Below are 18192 nucleotides of genomic sequence, written 5' to 3'. Positions count from 1 at the left end.
TAATGGACGATATTGAGCGGTCTCAGCTCGATAGCCTGCTTGAAGCTTTCCACAGCCCGGCTGTAATCCCCGCTATATCTGCACACACATCCGTAAAGGTGAAACACCCTCGGGTGGGAAGGCCACAATCCCAGCATGTATTGGGCGGTTTCTTTGGCCTCATCCATTCTGTCGAGATTCAAATAAGAGTAGCCCATTTGCAGCAGTGCATAAAAATGGTCAGGTTCCACCGCGAGCAGCTCCTTGGCCTCCGCGATCACCGTCTCATAATTGTCATTGTCAAAATGGTACTCGATGCTGTCTACCAGTCTTTCCACTAGCTCTTCGGAATCGTTTTGTATCCTTTCTTCCATCTCTCTCAACTCCTGGGTGAAAATTAAATCTGTCTGCCAAACTTGCGCAAATACGCCTCTATATCGTTGTAAAGCCCGCTGTGGTTGGAATATTTGACATAGTTCTTCGCCGTGCGCAGCCAGTCCAGGGTGGTCGGCTTCACCTCGCTCAAAACCGTCTCCAAATCCTTCATCATGATCGGGCGCTCCACGCCGGTCTCCAAGATTTCCTCCAGAACAAGCTCCGCTGCCCGCTCACACACATTTTCAATGTCAGCCCCGGAAAAGAACTCCGTGTGCTTGGCCAGCCAATGGGGATCGATTCCTTTGGCAAATCGTCCGTGCAGCTTCAGCGTGAACATTTGCTCACGCGCTTCCAAATCTGGCGGCGCAACAAAAATCAACCGGTCAAACCGCCCCGGCCGCTTCAGTGCATTGTCTACATCCCAAGGGAGATTGGTAGCTCCAATGATCAAAACCTGATCGGTGCTGGTATCAATGCCTTCCATTTCCGACAAAAAGGTATCGATCACGCCCCGCATGTAATTGGATGAAGATTTTGAACGATTGTAGCCGATCGTATCGATCTCATCAAAAAACATAATGCTCGGTTTATGGTGACGCGCCTTGTCAAACATGGCTTTCAGATTCTGCTCGCTCACTCCGATATACGGGTCCAGAATATCGGTGATGTGCACCGGGACGAAGGTGGCTTTGCATTCTCCTGCAGTCGCTCTCGCCACGAACGTTTTCCCGCAACCGGGAGGGCCGTACAGCAATACGCCGCCGCCCACTTTTTTGCGGAACTTGGAGAACAGGCCTTGATTGAAAAACGGGCTTATTATCCGCAAGCGAATCGTTTTCTTCAATTCATGCAGGCCTGCCACATCCTCAAACGTGACCTTGTTTAACGTTGGCAGTTCCTCTTTTTTCTCCCGTTGGCCGCCATCGATAATTTTTAGGCCCGGATGGTTCTTTACTTTGTAGGAGTGGTTTTGTCTGCCCGCTCCAGTTCCCTGGCTGCCAGCATAACGGTCATCCTCGTAATCGCTGTTGTCGTCATCGGCTTCATCGTATTTCTCATCGTCTTCCCCGAAATCATTTTGCAGCGAATGGTTGCGGCCATCTCTTTTATGATCTGTTTCTTGGGGGGGAGCCTCGTTTTTCTCTCCGATGTTTTCTGTTTCCATCCCTTTGGCCAGAGGCGCGACATTGCTCATCCCTGTAGCCGAGGCGGCGGAGGAGTTCTTCTGGACAGCCGGGGCAGCAGCACTGCCCGTTGCCTGTTGCTGCAGCTGTTGTGTGGCCAGTGACAGCTCCCGAATAAAGTCATTGCGCAATTCCTCATTCTCGCAATATGTGAGTCCTGCAGAATATGAACTGATCGCTTCCAGCCACAAACCGTTTTCGGCCAGTTCCTTTCCTAACCAGAAGTGCGTTTGGGCGTCCTCGGGATGCTTTGCCGCCATTTGACGCAGCCATTGTATTTTTTCCAAAGCGTGTTCACCGCCATTCATCCATGGTCTTCTATCTTGACGCGTGCATCCAGTTTCGGATATTCGTTTGCAACCTCTCATCATTCTACATCAAATGTAAAAAACTTCAAGAAACATGGTGGATTGTGACGATTTCTGCGGGTTGTCCTTTTCTTTATTTTATGTGGGTATTCGGGCAAAAGAAGCAGCGAAAACGGGACTTTCTTACCATTCCCTGTTCTGTTTTGATGTCTTGGCTATTACAAACACCCGATACAAATACTTCCATTATTGATAAACAATATAAAAGGCCGTCACGCTCTCGTGCGAAACGGCCTTTCCATCCTTAATAGGGATCAGCCTGATGCCCTTTTCTTTCGGCTTCCTTCACTGCTGCTCCAGCGTTTTCTGTGCCGATCGGACCGCCCGTCCCCAATTTTCCCGAATCCTTGCTGCCGGCCTGCTCCAGACCCTCCCGGACGCGACGGCCGTAATCGGGATCGCATTTTGTTAGCATCTCGATCATCTTGTCCTGAATTTCCTTCCTGCAGACGCGCAAGGCGTTTACCAGATTTTCGATCAGATCGTCCCGCTCCCAGTCCTCGAACATCCGGTAACGCTCCCCGGCCTGTTTGAAGTCATTGGTCCGGTCAATTTTTTGCCGCACCACATTTCCCGCTACGTACGGCTCGTGGTCCTTTTCTTCCTGCACGACCTCACGCAGTCCCCCAATCGTGGACGGCTCGTAGTTGATATGCGGATTGGTCCTGTCCACATGGTAGAGCATTTGACCGCCTTCCTGATTGGTGGCTACGCGTTTTTTCGGAGCGTTGATCGGAAGCTGCAAATAATTGGCGCCTACCCGATAACGCTGTGTGTCAGAGTAGGAAAACGTCCGCCCCTGCAGCAGCTTGTCATCGGAAAAATCCAGTCCGTCGACCAGTACGCCCGTCCCGAAGGATGCTTGCTCTACCTCCGCAAAGTAGTTTTCCGGATTTTTGTTCAACACCATTTTGCCTACAGGGAGAAACGGAAATTGTTCCTCCGGCCAAAGCTTGGTCGGGTCCAATGGATCAAAATCAAGCTCCGGATGCTCGTCATCGCTCATGATCTGGACACAGAGCTCCCACTCCGGGTACTCGCCTCGCTCGATTGCTTCGTACAAGTCCTGAGTAGCGTGGTTGAAATTTTGTGCCTGAATTTTTTGGGCTTCCTTTTGCGTGAGGTTCTTGATGCCTTGGGAAAGCGGCTGCCAATGGTACTTCACCAGAACGGCTTCGCCCTCTTTGTTGACCCACTTGTACGTATTGACGCCCGAGCCCTGCATCTGGCGATAATTGGCCGGGATGCCCCACGGAGAGAAAAGAAACGTAATCATATGCATGGCTTCCGGGGTGTTGGAGATGAAGTCAAAGATGCGCTCCTGGTCCTGAATATTGGTCACCGGGTCCGGTTTGAACGCGTGAATCAGGTCCGGAAACTTCATCGCATCCCGAATGAAAAACACTTTCAGGTTGTTGCCTACCAGATCCCAGTTGCCGTCTTCCGTATAGAATTTGACGGCAAAGCCGCGCGGATCGCGCAATGTCTCCGGCGAGTGGATGCCGTGGGTGACCGTGGAAAACCGGACAAACACGGGTGTGCGCTTGCCCGCTTCCTGAAACAGCTTGGCCCTGGTGTACTTGGCTATAGGCTCGTCTCCCACTTTGCCGTACGCTTCAAAATAGCCATGGGCACCTGTCCCGCGCGCATGAACGACCCTCTCCGGAATGCGTTCCCTGTCAAAATGGGTGATTTTTTCCAGAAAATCGTAGTTCTCCAGTGTCGTGGGGCCTCTTCTGCCCACCGTCCTCATGTTCTGATTGTCCGTAATGGGGTGTCCTTGCCGGTTGGTGAGAGAATCTTCGCCCTCCCCCGCAGTCATTCTTTTGTCGTATACGCCGCCGGCACCCATTACCGAGGTCCCGTTCTCTCCTTCCGCTGACGCTCCTCGTTCCTGATGAACATCACTCATTGCATTCCCCCGCTTTCAGTCAAATAGCTTGCTTGCACGTTTTTTGGTTGCACATATGTAATATCTTCCTGCGGGGGTAGCTTTATGCAAAAATTGCCTGCGAAACCATTAGAGAGGGAATTTCATGCCACATACGAATGTGTAACACTCTGGAGATGTTGGTCGGCAAAACCGCTACAGGGCACAGCCTAAAGTGAGCCTGAAAACTGGCTTCTTCTGCTGCGCCCTGTATGTAGCGACTTTCATTTGGCTTCCAAGTCAGCAAAGGATTGACTCCAATCCTTCCTACGCCCGCTTTCTGCGCAATTGATAGTACGTGACTGCCAATGCCAGCGCCAGGACAATTCCTTTAATGATGTCATACGCATAATAAGGAAGATTCAGCATCGTCATGCCGTTCAGCAGGACACCGATCAGGATGGCCCCGACGAAGGTGCCGAATACATTGGGCTTGCCTGCGCCAAATACAGAGAAACCGACAAACGCCGCGGCCACCGCATCCATCAGCATGGAGCCTCCGCTGCTCACCTGACCGGTTCCGATTCGCGCAGCCAAGAGCATCCCTCCGAGTCCGGCAAACAGGGCAGAGAGCACGTAAGCAAGCGTCCGGTACCGGTTCACGGGTATTCCGGAGAGCCGTGCCGCTTCCACATTCCCTCCGGTCATATAAAGCATGCGCCCTTGTCTCGTATAGGTCAAATAAATATGCGTGACCGCCACCAGCAAAAAGGTAAGCAGCACAGGCACCGGTACGGAGAGAATCTCGCCTTGCCCCAGCCAGAGAAACCATTCCTGAAATTTGCCCGGAGCAGTCGTCCCGTCCTCCATCGGCATATTGGCGTAGATCGAGTAGCCCTTTGAATAGGTCATATGGACGCCGTTTACGATGTACAGCATCGCCAAGGTCGCCAACAGGTCGGGAATCCGAATCTTCACGACCAACAGCGCGTTGATCAAGCCCACCAGAACGGCCAGAACGATCGGAACCGCCAATGTCGCGACCGCCCCTTGTTCGTACCAGACCATCATCGATGCGGAGACAACGGTAGTCAAGGAGACGGTCGAACCGACAGACAGGTCGAATCCGCCGACAATCAAGGAAAACGTAACACCGACGGCCACAAATGTGACGATGGAGATGGAGCGCAAAATATCCGTGATGTTGGCATAGGTAAAGAAATAAGGATTGGTCAGGCTAAAAAGCAGGATGACGATGGCGATCACGGCAACCGTTCCGTATTTATAAACAAAATCAAACAAGCTGTATTTTTTTGCTTCCATCTTATTCACCCCCGCTTGCGTAATACATGATTGACTCCTGGGTCGCTTCTTCCCGGCTCAGCTCTTTTACGATTTGTCCCTCGAACATGACGAGGATCCGGTCCGCAATCCCCAGCACCTCGGGAAACTCGCAGGAAAAATACAGGATGCCTTTTTTCTCCGCGGCGAGCGAGCCGATCAGGCGGTAAATGTCGCTTTTCGCCCCGATGTCCACACCCTTCGTCGGCTCGTCGAACATAAAGATGCGCGCATCCGTATCCAGCCATTTTCCGATAGCGACCTTCTGCTGGTTTCCCCCGCTCAAGTGGCCGACAGGCTGACGAATGCCCGCTGTCTTTACCCCCAGTTTTCGGACGATCTTCTCGGCTTGCTCCGACTCCAGTCTTTGCTTCACAAAGCCCCTTGGCGACCATTTGGCCAGGGTAGCCACCGACAGATTGCGGGCGACCGACTCCTCTACGAATATCCCTTCCTTGCGGCGCTCCTCCGGCACGAGGACGATCCCCGCCTGGACTGCCTCTTTCGGCGTGCGAAGCCGCAAAGCCCTGCCGTTTACAATCAGCTTGCCATCCTCCCACTCATCCGCGCCGAACAGCAGACGTGCCAGCTCCGTCTTCCCTGCTCCAACCAGGCCGACGACACCGACGATTTCTCCCTCGCGCACATGCAGGTCCGCTCGGCGAACCTTGCCTCCTCTGGCGTTTTTCACTTCCAGGATGGTCTCGCCGATCGGCACCTGGGTCTTCGGGAACTCCTCGGAGAATGTCTTGCCCAGCATCGCGGCGATGACCTCGTCCATCGTTGTGTCCGCCGTCTCTTTGGTAGAGATCCGTTGTCCATCGCGCATGACGGTGATCCGGTCGCAGATTTGAAAAATTTCCGGCAGCCGGTGGGAGATGTAGATAATGCCCAACCCCGCTTGCTTGCACTGCTCGATGATCTGAAACAGCCGCTCTGTTTCCGTGTTGCTGAGCGGAGCTGTCGGTTCGTCAAAAATAATGAATCGGGCCTGCTGTACCGTCGCCCGGGCGATCAGGATCAGCTGCTTTTCGGACAGCGTACAGGCTTCCACCTGCTTTTTCACAGGAATGGAAAAGCCAAACCTTGCGAGAATCGCTTCCGCCTCTTCATACAAGCGGCGCCAGCTGATCAAGCCCTTTGCTTGGATTTGGCGATCGAGCAATATGTTTTCCGCTACACTGAGGTACGGGATCAGCGCCGTATCCACTTCCTGATAGACGCATTGAATCCCGAGCGCTTTGGCATCCTGCGGCGACTGGATCGCGGCCTCCCTGCCATCAATCACAATAGAGCCTCCGTCCGCCACATAGGCTCCCGTCAAAATCTTCATCAGCGTGCTCTTCCCCGCTCCGTTGGCTCCGAGCAGAGCGTGAACTTCTCCCGCTTTCACTTCGAAATCGACGGAACGGAGCGCGGGTACGCCAGAGAACTGCTTCATGATGCCGTTCATCTGCAAAGTCGTCATTTTCTGTCCCCCCTTATTAAGGAAGAATCCCGTTGATGGATGATCAACGGGATTACGCTACACCATCTATGCAGGATTACTTGCCCCATTCTTTCACGTACTGGGAGAGATCTCCCATCGTGATTTTCTTGTCCGTCGGCAAATCGTCTCGCTTGACCAGCACAGGATTCAGTTTGACGCTGTCCGGCACCTGCTCGCCGTTGATTTTTTTGAAGACGGTTTGGGCTTGAATCCGTCCGATGTTGCCCGGGTCTACCGCTGCAGTCGCTACCCACGAGGTAGAGGGATCCTGCATGAGCTGCAGGTCTTCGTCGCTCAAATCGATCGAGTATACTTTGATCTCGGTACGGCCGGCTTGCTGAATGGCGCGGGTCGCTCCTTTGGCGAACTCATCCCAGGAAGCCCAGACCGCTGTAATATCTCCTTTGTTTGGATACTTCTTCAGAATGGCTTCCATCTGCGATTGCGTATCCAGCGCGGTGTTGTTGGTGGCACTGCCGAAAGCCGCAACCTCCTTGATATCCGGATATTTCTTCAAAAAGGCTTCGTACGTGATCTGGCGTTTTTCCATCGGTGCAAAGCCAGCCACCCAAATTTTCACGATGTTTCCTTTGCCGCCGGTATCTTCAGCCAGCTTCTCCAGGCTAAGCTCAGCCAGCTTCTGGTCATCCTGCTCTACTACCGGAACCCCGGGAAGCTTGATGTCTGTATCAAACAGCACGAGCGGGATGTTTTGCTTCACAGCCTTTTCTGCTCCTTGCTGCAGTGCTTCTGCAGTGCCGTGGTCAATCAGAATGCCGTCGAAACGCTGGTTGACCGCCGCATCCAGGTTGGAAGCCATTTTGGACAGATCGGTATCTGCGTTGAAAACAGTCAGCTCTCCGCCGTTCTTTTCTACTTCGGCTTTGACGCCGGCAATGTACTGAGCCGAGAATGTGCCTACGTTTTGCCGCATCACGAGCGCGATCCGTTTTGCTTTCTCGCCGGAGCCGCCACCCGCTCCGCCGTTTCCGGAAGACGCGCTGTTGCCCCCGCCGCAAGCTGTCAGCAAAAGAGACGCAGAAAGGATAAGCGATCCAATCAAACTAAACTTCTTTTTCATATCGGAAAACCCCCTTTTTAAAGTAACACGGTACGCTGTTCTGCGGTTTTGAACCGGAATCGACATCCATTTGCTCCATCAAAAAAGCCTCTTTCCAGATGAAAGAGGCTTAAATCAGCGGATTTTCGCCTCTCATCTGTCAGGTATCGCTACCTGTAGGAGTTAGCACCTTGGCTCAAAAGAAACGTGTTCCTTTGCGCTAGGTTGCCGGGCTTCATTGGGCCAGTCCCTCAGCCTTCTCTGGATAAGAGTTCATATTCTCATATCAAAACCTTTTGTATATACAGAATATAATGGCTGCTTTCAAACCTGTCAACTAGGATTTTTTCCCCTTCCCTGTCCCTATCTTTTCAAATGCCTGGGCGACAAACCAACTGTGCTCCTCCCGCATCTTTTGTTCCGTAGACGCATCGAGTCCCCAGTCGGATATTTTGGAAGCCGGGCGCAAAGCTGCGAACAGATCCCAGTAAGACAGGTCTGTAAAATCGAACTTCGTCAAGGATTGATAGCGACCGGTAAAACGAAGCATCGCCTCGATGCCGAATGCCCACAGAATCTCCAGTCTGGCGTTGGCAACATCCGCGAGCGGATCTCCGAGCTGCGCGTCCTCCCAGTCGATCACTGCAGCAAGCTGTCCGTCCCTCCACATTACATTTCCTGGCCAAAAATCTCCATGCAGCAGTACGCATGGATTCCGCGAAGGAAATGGCCAGACTGCCTCCAGCACATCCCGAATGCGTCCCTCACCCAGCGATTCATCTGTGATTGCCGGCCGTTTTTCGATTTTCTCGGTACATGCCTTCTCCAGTTTGGGCAAAAAGGACAAATCCAGCTTCGAGACGTCCACACTGTGAATCCTGGAAAGCTGCGCAGCTAGCTGGAAAACGTGGTCGGTCACATCGGCAGGAGTGAACTCAGTCTTTCCCTCGATGTATTCAATCACGACGTACGGCGTGGAAAAAATCTCGCCTGATTGATCCAGGAAAAATGGCACTGGCGCGGCCACCCCCACAGACTTCAGGAGTTCCATCAGCTTGAATTCATCTGCCGCCACATGGGGATTCTGTGAAATGTCTGCCGCACCGTGCCGGCGCACAACCATTTTTTTCCTTTTGCCGTCAAGCTGCTCGATTTCAAGCGCCGTCACCTGCGCTGAGACACCGCCTTTCAACTCCCAGGAGCGAACCAGCTTGCTTTGGGGTTCAAGCCTTTGAACCAATCTTTGAAAGCAGTCCCTTTCCGTTGATTCTGTCATTTGCACCTCTCCTTTGCCTTTTCCGGAATATTCGCTATCCCCGTGATCAAATCATCCCGGTTTCCCGCAGAAGATGAAAAATGAAAAGCGGACAGCTCTCGAATGGGCCGTCCGCTTCTTTTGCTCGCTTTACGGGTCAATCGCTGTTTATCGCTTTAGTTGGATGTGCAGCCATTGCATTTTTCACCTGGACTGCAACTGCTAAAGCCAGCGCCTGACCCAATCCCCCCACAAATTCCCAACTACTTCTGCTGGTAATTTACTCTTACGATCTTCCAGCCATACGGGCTTGATTCTTCCTGTTCCAAAGAGTATTCCACCTGATAATTTCCTGTCAGCGTATGCTGATAGCTTCCTGTCACCCACAATCGCTTCGGATTGCTGTCATCTTTCCTGACCACCAGGCTGCCGCTGTAATCATGCAGAGGGAGCGGAGCGATCTCTTCCAGTGACTCTTGGGCGTCCTTGCTGAAAAACTGCCCGATCCGCGACGGGTCCTTCTGGACATACGCCTGATTGGCGGCGGTGAGGAAGAGGTTGACGATGTTTTTCTGGCGAAGCTGCGTTTCCTTGAACTGCTGAGGCGTATCGCGTTTCCAAAGATCATGCAAGCGTTTCAGGACGATGGCAAACTGCGCTCGTGTCATTTGTTTTTTCGGGTCAAAATTTTTGTCTGCGTTAAAGAGATAGAATTCGGAAATCGCTGCCGCATAGGGCGATGCCGTATCCTCGTATTTGGGATCGTGCTTCCACAGATAGTAGCCCGTATAGTAAGGCTTCACTTCATCCAGCTTGAGGGTTGTCGCCCGCATTTTGTAAGGAGCCAGGACATGGAACAGGATCATGCTCGCTTCTTCTCTGGTCAACGGCTTTTGCAAATAATCGGAGGACAGCCACCAGTCGATGTTGTTCTTCTGTGGCTGCTTCATACCTCCACGTTCGGATAAGTGCAGGTAGTACAGCATGCTTTCTCCCGGATCGAAGGAATTGACAAATCCGGTTTGTATGTCTAGCATGGCGCGCATATTGGCAAGGAGTTGTTCCGTTTCCTGTTTATAAGAGAACCGTTGATCCACATGCGTATTTGGCTTGGCTGTTTCCAAGGGACCATAGATGCCTTCCAGCACCCGGTTCAGCAAAGCCAGCGCTTCGCCCCTGGTAACCGGATTGTCCGGATGAAAATACCCGTACTTGAGGCGGTAAACATTCAGTGCGCTCAGTTCCTCGATTTCCTTTTGGGCCCAATGCCCCTGAATATCCTCATAGTATGCGGGAGCCGCAGAAGCGCCGGGGACAAAAAAGCTTTGGACGAACAGACCGAACATAACGATCCAGGCAAGATAACGTTTGTACATTTCTCAGTACTCCTTTCCAAATAATGCTTCGGGCAACATTTTCCCTAGGTAAGTGATCGTGCTGATGCTGACGGACGGGAATACCATGCGATTATCGGATTTCCGTTTACTTGTGGACTGCTCCTGTTTTATCGATCTGGATCAGCTTCCCGTTCTGTTTGACTGTGGCGACGCCATTTTTAAAAGGCGTGGCGTACTCGTACTGATAATCGATGACGAGGCTTCCCTCGGCGTTGATGTACCCGAACTTCCCGCCCTTTTTCACGACAGCGAGCCCTTCGGAAAAGCTTGTCGCATGGTCGAATTGATACGCAATCGCCAGCTCCTTGTCAAACGGATTGATCTGTTTGACATAGCCCCATTTCCCGTTCTGCTGGACCGGTACAAGCACAGGGGCTGGTGCGGCTTTTGGCTGCGGCTTTGGCTGGGCGGGCTTTGCTGCAACCTGACTGGGCTTTGCTGGTTGTGGTTGCGGCTGTACGCTAGGAGTCGGCTTGCTTTGCTTTTTTGGGCTTTCTTTCTTCGGTCTGGGGGCGGCTTCTTTTTTTGCGACTGTCGGAGGAGCGGCTTTTGCGGCAGTCTCCGCTGTCGCCGCCGGGCTGGGCGTCGCTGCCGCTTCTGCTGGCGGTTGTACCGCCTGTTCCGCTGGCAGCTCTGGCTGCGGCATTGGGGGAACAGATGGAACCAGCTCTTTCCCCTGCCCGCTGAGACTCGACGCTGTCTCTATGGCTGCAACTGCCTTTTCCTTGGCAAATCCAAACAGGGACGAGCGCATATCTTTTCTATCTCCGTCACTTGCCGGGCTGTAGGCATTGAACTCCTCCGTCTCCTCTGCTGGCAGTTCTTTGCTCTCGGAGGTCTGGCTGGCCGGAGCGGGTTCTGGCTGGGCACTTGCCGAATCGCCTTTTCCGCCGCTCATCTGGGACAGTGCGACGCCGTTAATAATCAGCGTGACTGCCACGATCGCTCCTCCGATGATCAGGCTTTTGCGATTGCCCCAGCTCTTCTTTTTTTTGACTGGTCCGGCGGCGGCCGTCACCTGGATGTGCGTTTCCGTCCGCTGCCCCTCATACTGGGCCAGGACGACCATGTTTCCGACCACACCTACAGTTACAGCACCTGCCTTGGTTACTGTGCCAATCTGTGGCTGATCTGTGCTCCAGCGTACTTGCTCAGTAATGTCCTCCTCCCGTCCATCCATCCAGACGAGGTACGCCTTCAACTGTGCGGTTTGACCGGGATGCAGCTCCAATTCAGCCGGTACGACTTTGATGTAATGGGTAGTAGGCTCCCCGGTATTCGATTGTATGGACATGGTGGCACCCCCTAATTCTTCAGGTTTATCGTATAGGTATTTACACCTTGAACAGAAACGGCGTTAAAGTAAGCAAGACCGGACTGAGGAAGCTTCACAGCGTACGAAATGCCTCCTCCGGCATCTTTTAGGCCTTTTACCGTCACTACGCTCGGGACGGGAACGCTGATCGCTGCCGGCTGATTCGTCAAAGTAAGTACGGGGTATACCGACTTTCCATTGACAAGGATCTCGATCTGATCTCCGTCTTCGGCGTTGAAATCCCAAATCAGCATGGTTGCCTCCCCCGCTTCGTCGGCAGGGCTCTCTACGACAAAATCCTTCGCTTCCAAACCGGCCGTATTCTCTTCGGCAAACAACTGTTCACCGGCTGCGACGGACGTGCTGACCCGGCTATTGACGATCTGAGCGGCATCCCCCTCCGGCTGTCCCCCCGTAAAGAAGACGGCCGCGGCAATCAAAATGGTTGCCAGCAAAAATGATTTTCCGATTCCTTTTTCGCCGGGGACCGCATCATGGGGCTCGGGTTTGCTTCTGCTGTCCGGAGCGTATGACCGAGGCGCATCTCCCCTCGTCTCCGACTTGCTTGACATGCGGCGCGACTCTTCCACTTGCATCACCCCTGCTTTCTCACGGTGAGACTAATCGGATATTTGCAGTACCAGTAAGACAAGAAGACCCGGGTCACCAGAACAATCACGACCGCTCCTCCTATCGCCAGCCACTTCGGAAACAACAAGCTGTCTGCCCACTGGTTCATCACTTCCAGACCTGCAGATGTTCCAATCGCCATAAAGTAAGCGATATGCAGGAAAGGCAGCAAAACCGGGTATTTTCGGTACAAGGTTCGCAAGGCTCCCACCCGGACGGATGCGAACAGCAGTCCGCCGATCACTCCCAGCACAATCAGGGGATACCCCAGACGGGGAGCCTCGTACTTGGCTACCTCGATCATGTCGAGGATAGAGAACAGCGGCATGGTGACCAGGATCAGTACACAGGGGAGCAGGAGCAGATAGAAACAGACCGCGAACATCGCCTTAGCTGCTTTCATAGATAGCCTCCTCCACCACATCGCATTCTTCCAACATGGTCAGCTCTTGTATGGTTGCGTGTTTGTTTCGGCTCAGGCGCATGGCGTGCGAGCGTATTGCCCGTTCACACAGATTCCTGGCAAAGCGTCCGTTCCCCGCCATCTTGTCCCCTTGCGTCTGAACAAACTGCTGCCGCATGGCTCGCTCTGCCGCAGCAGAAGCCTCATAGCCTCGCTGCGCCAACAATTGCCGGGTGATTTGCAGCAATTCATCAGGTGTATAATCCGGAAACTCAATGATCGTCGGAAACCGTGAACGCAAGCCGGGATTGCTTGCCAAAAACCCGGTCATATCCTCGCCGTAGCCTGCCAGAATGACGACGAGACTGTCGCGAAAATCATCCATCGCCTTGACCAGCGTGTCGATCGCTTCCCGGCCAAAGTCACCTTCGGCCCCCGCCAGTGCGTATGCTTCATCGATAAAGAGCACACCCCCCAGCGCACGCTCGATGACTTCCCGCGTTTTGAGTGCCGTTTGCCCCACATAACCGGCGACGAGCCCGGAGCGATCCGTTTCAATCAGCTCATCCCGCTTGATTACGCCCAATCGATACAACTGCCGCGCAATGATCCGGGCCACCGTCGTCTTGCCTGTTCCGGGATTCCCTTGGAAAATCATGTGCAGCGTCTGTCCCGCCGCATCGGGTATTCCGGCCGCTTTCCGCCGCTGTGCGATCTGGATTTGTGCCGCCAAAGACCTGACCATGTATTTGACCGGCTCCAATCCCACGACGGCAGCCAGTTCCTCCTCCAGCTCGGCCATTATGTTCTCTGCAGTACCGCGCTCCTTATCACCGATGCCCCAGTCTTCAGCTCGCAGCCACCTCCACTCTTCCGCCCCCGCTTCCAACTGGGCCAGACGAGCTGATTGCCTCCTCACAGCTTCCTCAAACAGGTTGCGAACCAGACGCCCGTTTCCGGTATCGCTTCGGCCCCTTACCTGCTTGCCTTCAATCATTCCGAGCAAATGCTGACGGGCATCGGGATGGATTTCGTACCCGCGGCCGATTACCATTCTCTCCAGAAGCTCCGCCATCTCTTCCGGCGTGTAGTCGGGGAATTCGATCTGCAGCGGAAAGCGGGAGCGAAGACCGGGATTCACTTTCAGAAAGGCGTCCATCTCCCGTGTATAGCCGGCCAGGATAACGATCATCTGGTCCCGGTGGTCCTCCATCGCTTTGACCAGTGTATCGATGGCTTCCCGGCCGTACAGATCGGCAGGGTCCCGGGACAGTGTGTACGCCTCATCAATAAACAGCACGCCGCCAATCGCCTCCTTTATCCTTTCTGCGGTTTTGGCGGCTGTGGAGCCGATATACTCGCCTACGAGATCCTGTCTGGTCACCTCGACCAACTGACCGCCCGACAGCAGCCCCATGCTTTTCCAGATGCGGGCCACGAGCCTGGCTACGGTTGTTTTTCCGGTACCCGGATTGCCTGAGAACACCATGTGCATCGACATGGGAAGCTTCGTTTGGCCTGTCAGGCTTCGCTTTTTTTCAGCCGTCACGACATCCAGGCATTCTCGAACGAATTTCTTAACGGCGTCCAATCCGGTCAACTGCTCCAGCTCCAGCAAAGCTTCTGAAAGCTCCTGCTCCTGCCCTCTCGCCAAACCCGGCAGCGGCAAGCTGACCGCTCCGCTGACGAGAACGAGCTCTCCCTCCCGGAAAGCCACCAGCGCCTCCTGATCGGAACGAAGCACTCCTCTCGCTCTCCAGTCCAGCAATTGCGGGGTAAATACATGTGTGACCCATTCCTCAATCGCCTTCTCGTACCGTTTTGTCTGTTCTACCTGTTTGGCGAGCTCTTGAAAAACGGACTCTTCAAAAGAAAGGGTCAGCCGGATATCCGCTTCGAGCCTTTCTGCTTGCGCCAGACACCTTTCTCCCAGCAGCTTCGCCAGAGTATCAAGGCCGGGGGCAGCAGTGAACGCGCACGTATCCAGACTTTTTACCAGGGCTTGCGGAACGGCTGGCGAAATCATTTTCTCCAGCGTCCTTCGCTCCATTTGTTCAGCGGCTCCTGCTGTTTCGCTTTTGGGAGACGGCTGGTCCACATGGAGGACCAGGAAGTAGTCGGAGGCCTCTATCTGTCCCCCCTCCGGAGTCCGGATCAAGCCATCTGCAAACAGCTTCGTAACGTACTGGACGATTTCCGGGCCAGCCCGCTCAATGCCTCTGAAGCAAACCGTCCCGATTCCGTCCCGAAAGGCATTTGCACAGTCGAGGAGAAACAGCGTATGTGCCTCCCGCTCACCATATCTGTCCAAATCGACCGTCGTGACGTGGCCGTACGGCAACAGCCGCTTTCGGCAAAACTGATCGAGCAGCAAAGATAATGTTCGCAGCTTGCCCGTCCCTTCGGGTCCGGCCAGCAGGAGCCTGTGCTGGACTTTTCCGCTTTCCCGAAGCAAAAAGCTTTTTTTGTAGGCGATCGCCACTTCGTAGACGAACGGCTCCTGCCGGTTGATTTGCCCGTTAACCTCTTCGATGATGGCCGGGAAAAGATCATCCAGCTCGGCCCGGGACCGGACCCAGGCATGCTTGTTCCACCCCCGGACGGTATCTGCCACTGCCTCTCTTCCGCTGGCCAAAGGGCCAAAGGTCTCTTTTCCCGCAGACGAGGCTAGCGATTGGCTTTGCCCGGCCATCCCGCTCTGCCGAAATGGCGATGTTTCGGGCTGTTGCTGACGCTCTGCCTTTTTCCCCGAAAACCCTCGCTCCCGTATATGGTCAAGCAGTTGAAGCTCCGGAAAGAGAATGCGCATCCACTTTTTCCATGCCATGTCTGAATCGTTTCCTTTCGTCATCCCGCCTCGTCTCAATGGGCTTGATAGAAAAATCCAGAATTGTTATGATGTAGAACAAATGCCAGATTGGGCAAAATATCCAGCCCGGAGGGGCGTTTATGAAGATTTGGAATGCAACGAAAAACAGAATGATCGCACAGCAGGCCAAATGTGCCGACACGTCGGTCACAAGGATGCTCGGCTTGCTCGGGAGAAGCACGCTCCCGGAGGGACAGGCATTGATCATAAACCCGTGCAAGGCTGTCCATACCTGGTTTATGCGTTTTTCCATTGACTGTCTGTTTGTCGATCAACACGGCGAGATCGTCCATCTCATGGAGGAGCTGCAACCATGGCGGTATACTCCGTTTATAAAAAGGGCGGCCTATGTTATCGAACTGCCTGCCCATACGATCCGCAACACGCAGACTGAAATAGGCGATCGACTGGAAATTACAAGCTAACGAAAGGAATCGTGACCATGATCATTCAGCCATCGAATATCCAACCTCAGCCCATTTCAGTTCTTCTGGGCCATAGTCTGAAAACGGGGAAACGGATCTGGCTCAGCCAGTTTCCCTTCCTGTTCCTGATCGTTTCCCTTCTCTTTTGGTCAGAGCAAGCGCTGACAGGATGGGCACAGTCCCAGCAGTTGAAGGAAGCGTTCAGCCCGCTGATCATGACGCCGGTCAACGGCATTCTGCTGTCCCTCTATTTCGTCTACATGGGAATCGTTTTGAAACGATCTCATTTGGGAACACAATGGGATCAGCAGCTTCAGGCGCTGACGGCCTTTGGCAGCCTGGTGCCCGTCGTTATCCTTGCCAGCCTGCTTGAATTTGCAGGGGTGGCATTGGGTACGCTACTGCTGATTATTCCGGGCATTTTGCTCATGATCTGGTTTACCGTCTTTCCTCAGGTGATCGCCTTTGAAGGGATGGGGGCGATCGCGGCACTGAAGCGAAGTCTCTTTTTGGTAAAGGGCTCCACACTTCGCGTCCTGGGCATCATCCTGATCTTTGCCGTCGTGAGAGCAGTCCTGCAATACTTGCCCGGCTTTTTGTTTCCGGCAATTGCCAGTCAGCCGGCGATAGCCTTCCTGCTCTTCCTCATACGCGAAATGCTGATATTGCCGTTTGAGGGCGCCGCCTACTACCTGCTGTACCTGGAGCTTCGCACAAGAAAAGAAGCATTCGATTTCGACGTATACCAAGAGGAGAGCAGCAGAATGTAATACCGTATCTTGTACGGACGGTCGCGGGTGGCCGTCCTTTACTCTTCCATCCTCGCCTCCGCAGATGCGGACAAGGTGGTCCCCTGGATGCCAAACATTTTCATGAAGAAAAACTGGCACTCCGCTTCCGCTTTCACGACTATGGTGCCACCGCTCACCTCTACACCGGTAAGTTGAGCCTGGGGATAATTGATCGCCAGGTAGCTGGCTGCTAGCGACCGTGCTTCGCCCGGTACAAGCACGACCCGCGGTTCTTCGGGCGGCTCTACATTCCAGAGATCGCGGTCATACGAATCCAGTCCCGCCCAGGCAGCAGCGTCAGTGGCCTCGGACAGCTTCGCCTGATGATAGGCGATCACCCCGGTGTCAATGACCAGCCCGGCCACAGCCACAAGGACAGGAAGAAAAGCGGCGAACAGCACCAGGGCGCCGCCCTTTTCGTCCCGTTTCCACCGGCCCCACTTTCGTTTCCATTCCTTTTTCCACTTCGCTGGTATTTTCATCTGACCTCATTCTTTCCTGCTCAGGATTTTTGTCCCACCGCTATAGCACTTTATAGACAGCCGTATGCTCAAGCTTTACAACAGGATTGGAGAAAAACGCGCTGATGATCGGGATCGTCACCGGGTAGTCATAGGTGACTGTCACGCTGATGTCATTTCCCGTTTCCCGGATCTGGACATCGTGAGACCCGCTCAGGCCGTTCGTTAGAATGGACAGGGCGGTGTTGCGGATTTTGGCCCGCGCGGCTCCTGCCCCCTCATCATCCCAGACAGCGCCGCCCACCCGCGCTCCCTGGCTGGCAGACAAGACCACGAGGGTTTTGGCGTACATCATATGTCCAAAAACGAGGATGCCCGTGATCAGCAGGATCATGACAGGCAGGACAATCGCAAATTCCGTGATGGCCTGCCCTTCTTCTCTTTTGACAAGTTGTCTCAGACGATTGCGGATCCCCAATACATGGTCACCACCGTTCCGATAAATATTGCGATGCCGTACGGAAATACCGGCTGGGAGCGATCTTTCAGCACATGTAAAAAGTCCTTCAGCTTTCCGCTACACAAATAGACAATAAAGAGATAGAGCAACTCGCATGTCCCTTTAAAGCCTCGCGCAGCGACAACGATCCCGGCTGCGATGACTCCGCCGACTGCGATCACGACAAAACTGTTGGTGACGATAAAGGGAAGACCCATGACCGCACCGATGCTGCCCATCATTTTTACATCTCCGGCGCCAAAGGCTCCCATCAGGTAAGGGACAAGAAATATTCCAAGTCCGGCCAGCAAGCCCAAAAGATGCTCCACGAAGCCGGACCAGCCGTACAGAATGGTACCGTTTGCCAGTCCGGCCAGCGCGAGCGATACCGTCAACAGGTTGGGGATTCGATATTTCCACACGTCAAAGATAAGCGCGATCGTCAGACCGAACAGGCAAAGGCCGTATGTGAACATTT

The 18192-nt window shown here is 53.7% G+C and carries 17 protein-coding genes and 1 riboswitch (1 of these 18 only partly in view); of the genes, 2 read left to right on the top strand and 15 right to left on the bottom strand.

What is annotated here, in order from left to right:
* The 12 genes from NST96_RS02515 to NST96_RS02460 form a co-directional block, all read right to left on the bottom strand.
* Positions 1-353, bottom strand: partial view of a tetratricopeptide repeat protein gene (locus NST96_RS02515; RefSeq protein ID WP_003393170.1) — the beginning only. The gene continues 865 nt to the left of window position 1, outside the view; only the first 353 of its 1218 coding nucleotides appear in the window; it begins with the start codon at positions 351-353; its stop codon lies beyond the left edge, outside the window.
* 23 nt (positions 354-376) lie between these two features.
* Positions 377-1849: an ATP-binding protein gene (locus NST96_RS02510; protein ID WP_003393168.1), complete on the bottom strand. Its 1473-nt coding sequence runs from the start codon at positions 1847-1849 to the stop codon at positions 377-379.
* A gap of 304 nt (positions 1850-2153) precedes the next feature.
* The gene (locus tag NST96_RS02505; protein ID WP_003393165.1) at positions 2154-3761 is read right to left on the bottom strand and encodes a catalase; all 1608 of its coding nucleotides are present in this window, start codon (positions 3759-3761) and stop codon (positions 2154-2156) included.
* 345 nt (positions 3762-4106) lie between these two features.
* Positions 4107-5102: an ABC transporter permease gene (locus NST96_RS02500; protein ID WP_003393164.1), complete on the bottom strand. Its 996-nt coding sequence runs from the start codon at positions 5100-5102 to the stop codon at positions 4107-4109.
* Position 5103: 1 nt separating this feature from the next.
* The gene (locus tag NST96_RS02495) at positions 5104-6588 is read right to left on the bottom strand and encodes a sugar ABC transporter ATP-binding protein (RefSeq protein ID WP_003393162.1); all 1485 of its coding nucleotides are present in this window, start codon (positions 6586-6588) and stop codon (positions 5104-5106) included.
* A gap of 76 nt (positions 6589-6664) precedes the next feature.
* Positions 6665-7690, bottom strand: a complete 1026-nt coding sequence (locus tag NST96_RS02490; protein WP_024984305.1) for a sugar ABC transporter substrate-binding protein — start codon at positions 7688-7690, stop codon at positions 6665-6667.
* Between the two features lie 129 nt (positions 7691-7819).
* A riboswitch (SAM riboswitch) is annotated at positions 7820-7941 on the bottom strand.
* A 65-nt stretch (positions 7942-8006) separates the two neighbouring features.
* Positions 8007-8945 (bottom strand): phosphotransferase family protein, encoded by a 939-nt coding sequence (locus NST96_RS02485; RefSeq protein WP_031933363.1) that lies wholly within the window; start codon positions 8943-8945, stop codon positions 8007-8009.
* Positions 8946-9187: 242 nt separating this feature from the next.
* The gene (locus NST96_RS02480; protein WP_003393157.1) at positions 9188-10300 is read right to left on the bottom strand and encodes an S-layer homology domain-containing protein; all 1113 of its coding nucleotides are present in this window, start codon (positions 10298-10300) and stop codon (positions 9188-9190) included.
* Positions 10301-10406: 106 nt separating this feature from the next.
* A complete protein-coding gene (locus tag NST96_RS02475; protein ID WP_342405533.1) occupies positions 10407-11615 on the bottom strand; it encodes a WG repeat-containing protein in 1209 nt (402 codons plus the stop codon).
* 11 nt (positions 11616-11626) lie between these two features.
* Complete coding sequence (locus NST96_RS02470; RefSeq protein WP_342405532.1) at positions 11627-12208, bottom strand: hypothetical protein; 582 nt, start codon at positions 12206-12208, stop codon at positions 11627-11629.
* Positions 12209-12231: 23 nt separating this feature from the next.
* Positions 12232-12669, bottom strand: coding sequence for a hypothetical protein (locus NST96_RS02465; RefSeq protein ID WP_003393150.1), 438 nt, complete (start codon positions 12667-12669; stop codon positions 12232-12234).
* On the bottom strand, positions 12656-15520 hold the full coding sequence (locus NST96_RS02460) for an AAA family ATPase (RefSeq protein ID WP_052259778.1): 2865 nt from the start codon (positions 15518-15520) through the stop codon (positions 12656-12658). The genes NST96_RS02465 and NST96_RS02460 overlap by 14 nt, the downstream gene beginning before the upstream one ends.
* A gap of 98 nt (positions 15521-15618) precedes the next feature.
* On the opposite strand from NST96_RS02460, the gene NST96_RS02455 reads away from it, so the two are divergent.
* Positions 15619-15963: a DUF192 domain-containing protein gene (locus NST96_RS02455; protein WP_003393146.1), complete on the top strand. Its 345-nt coding sequence runs from the start codon at positions 15619-15621 to the stop codon at positions 15961-15963.
* Between the two features lie 17 nt (positions 15964-15980).
* Positions 15981-16733: a hypothetical protein gene (locus NST96_RS02450; RefSeq protein WP_003393144.1), complete on the top strand. Its 753-nt coding sequence runs from the start codon at positions 15981-15983 to the stop codon at positions 16731-16733.
* A gap of 38 nt (positions 16734-16771) precedes the next feature.
* Here NST96_RS02450 and NST96_RS02445 read toward each other — a convergent pair whose 3' ends face one another.
* The 3 genes from NST96_RS02445 to NST96_RS02435 are packed head-to-tail and all read right to left on the bottom strand — an operon-like array spanning position 16772 to position 18190.
* Positions 16772-17236: a pilus assembly protein TadG-related protein gene (locus NST96_RS02445; RefSeq protein ID WP_003393143.1), complete on the bottom strand. Its 465-nt coding sequence runs from the start codon at positions 17234-17236 to the stop codon at positions 16772-16774.
* A 40-nt stretch (positions 17237-17276) separates the two neighbouring features.
* Positions 17277-17693, bottom strand: coding sequence for a TadE family protein (locus tag NST96_RS02440; protein WP_003393141.1), 417 nt, complete (start codon positions 17691-17693; stop codon positions 17277-17279).
* Entirely contained in the window at positions 17672-18190 is a 519-nt protein-coding gene (locus tag NST96_RS02435) for an A24 family peptidase (protein WP_024984299.1), read from the bottom strand. Before NST96_RS02435 ends, NST96_RS02440 begins: the two co-directional genes overlap by 22 nt.
* Between the last annotated feature and the right edge of the window lie 2 nt (positions 18191-18192).

The organism is Brevibacillus sp. FSL K6-2834, from assembly GCF_038592925.1.
GTDB lineage: Bacteria > Bacillota > Bacilli > Brevibacillales > Brevibacillaceae > Brevibacillus > Brevibacillus borstelensis.
The sequence above is the reverse complement of the archived record's forward strand: the minus strand, read 5'-3'. Positions and strand labels throughout refer to the sequence as shown.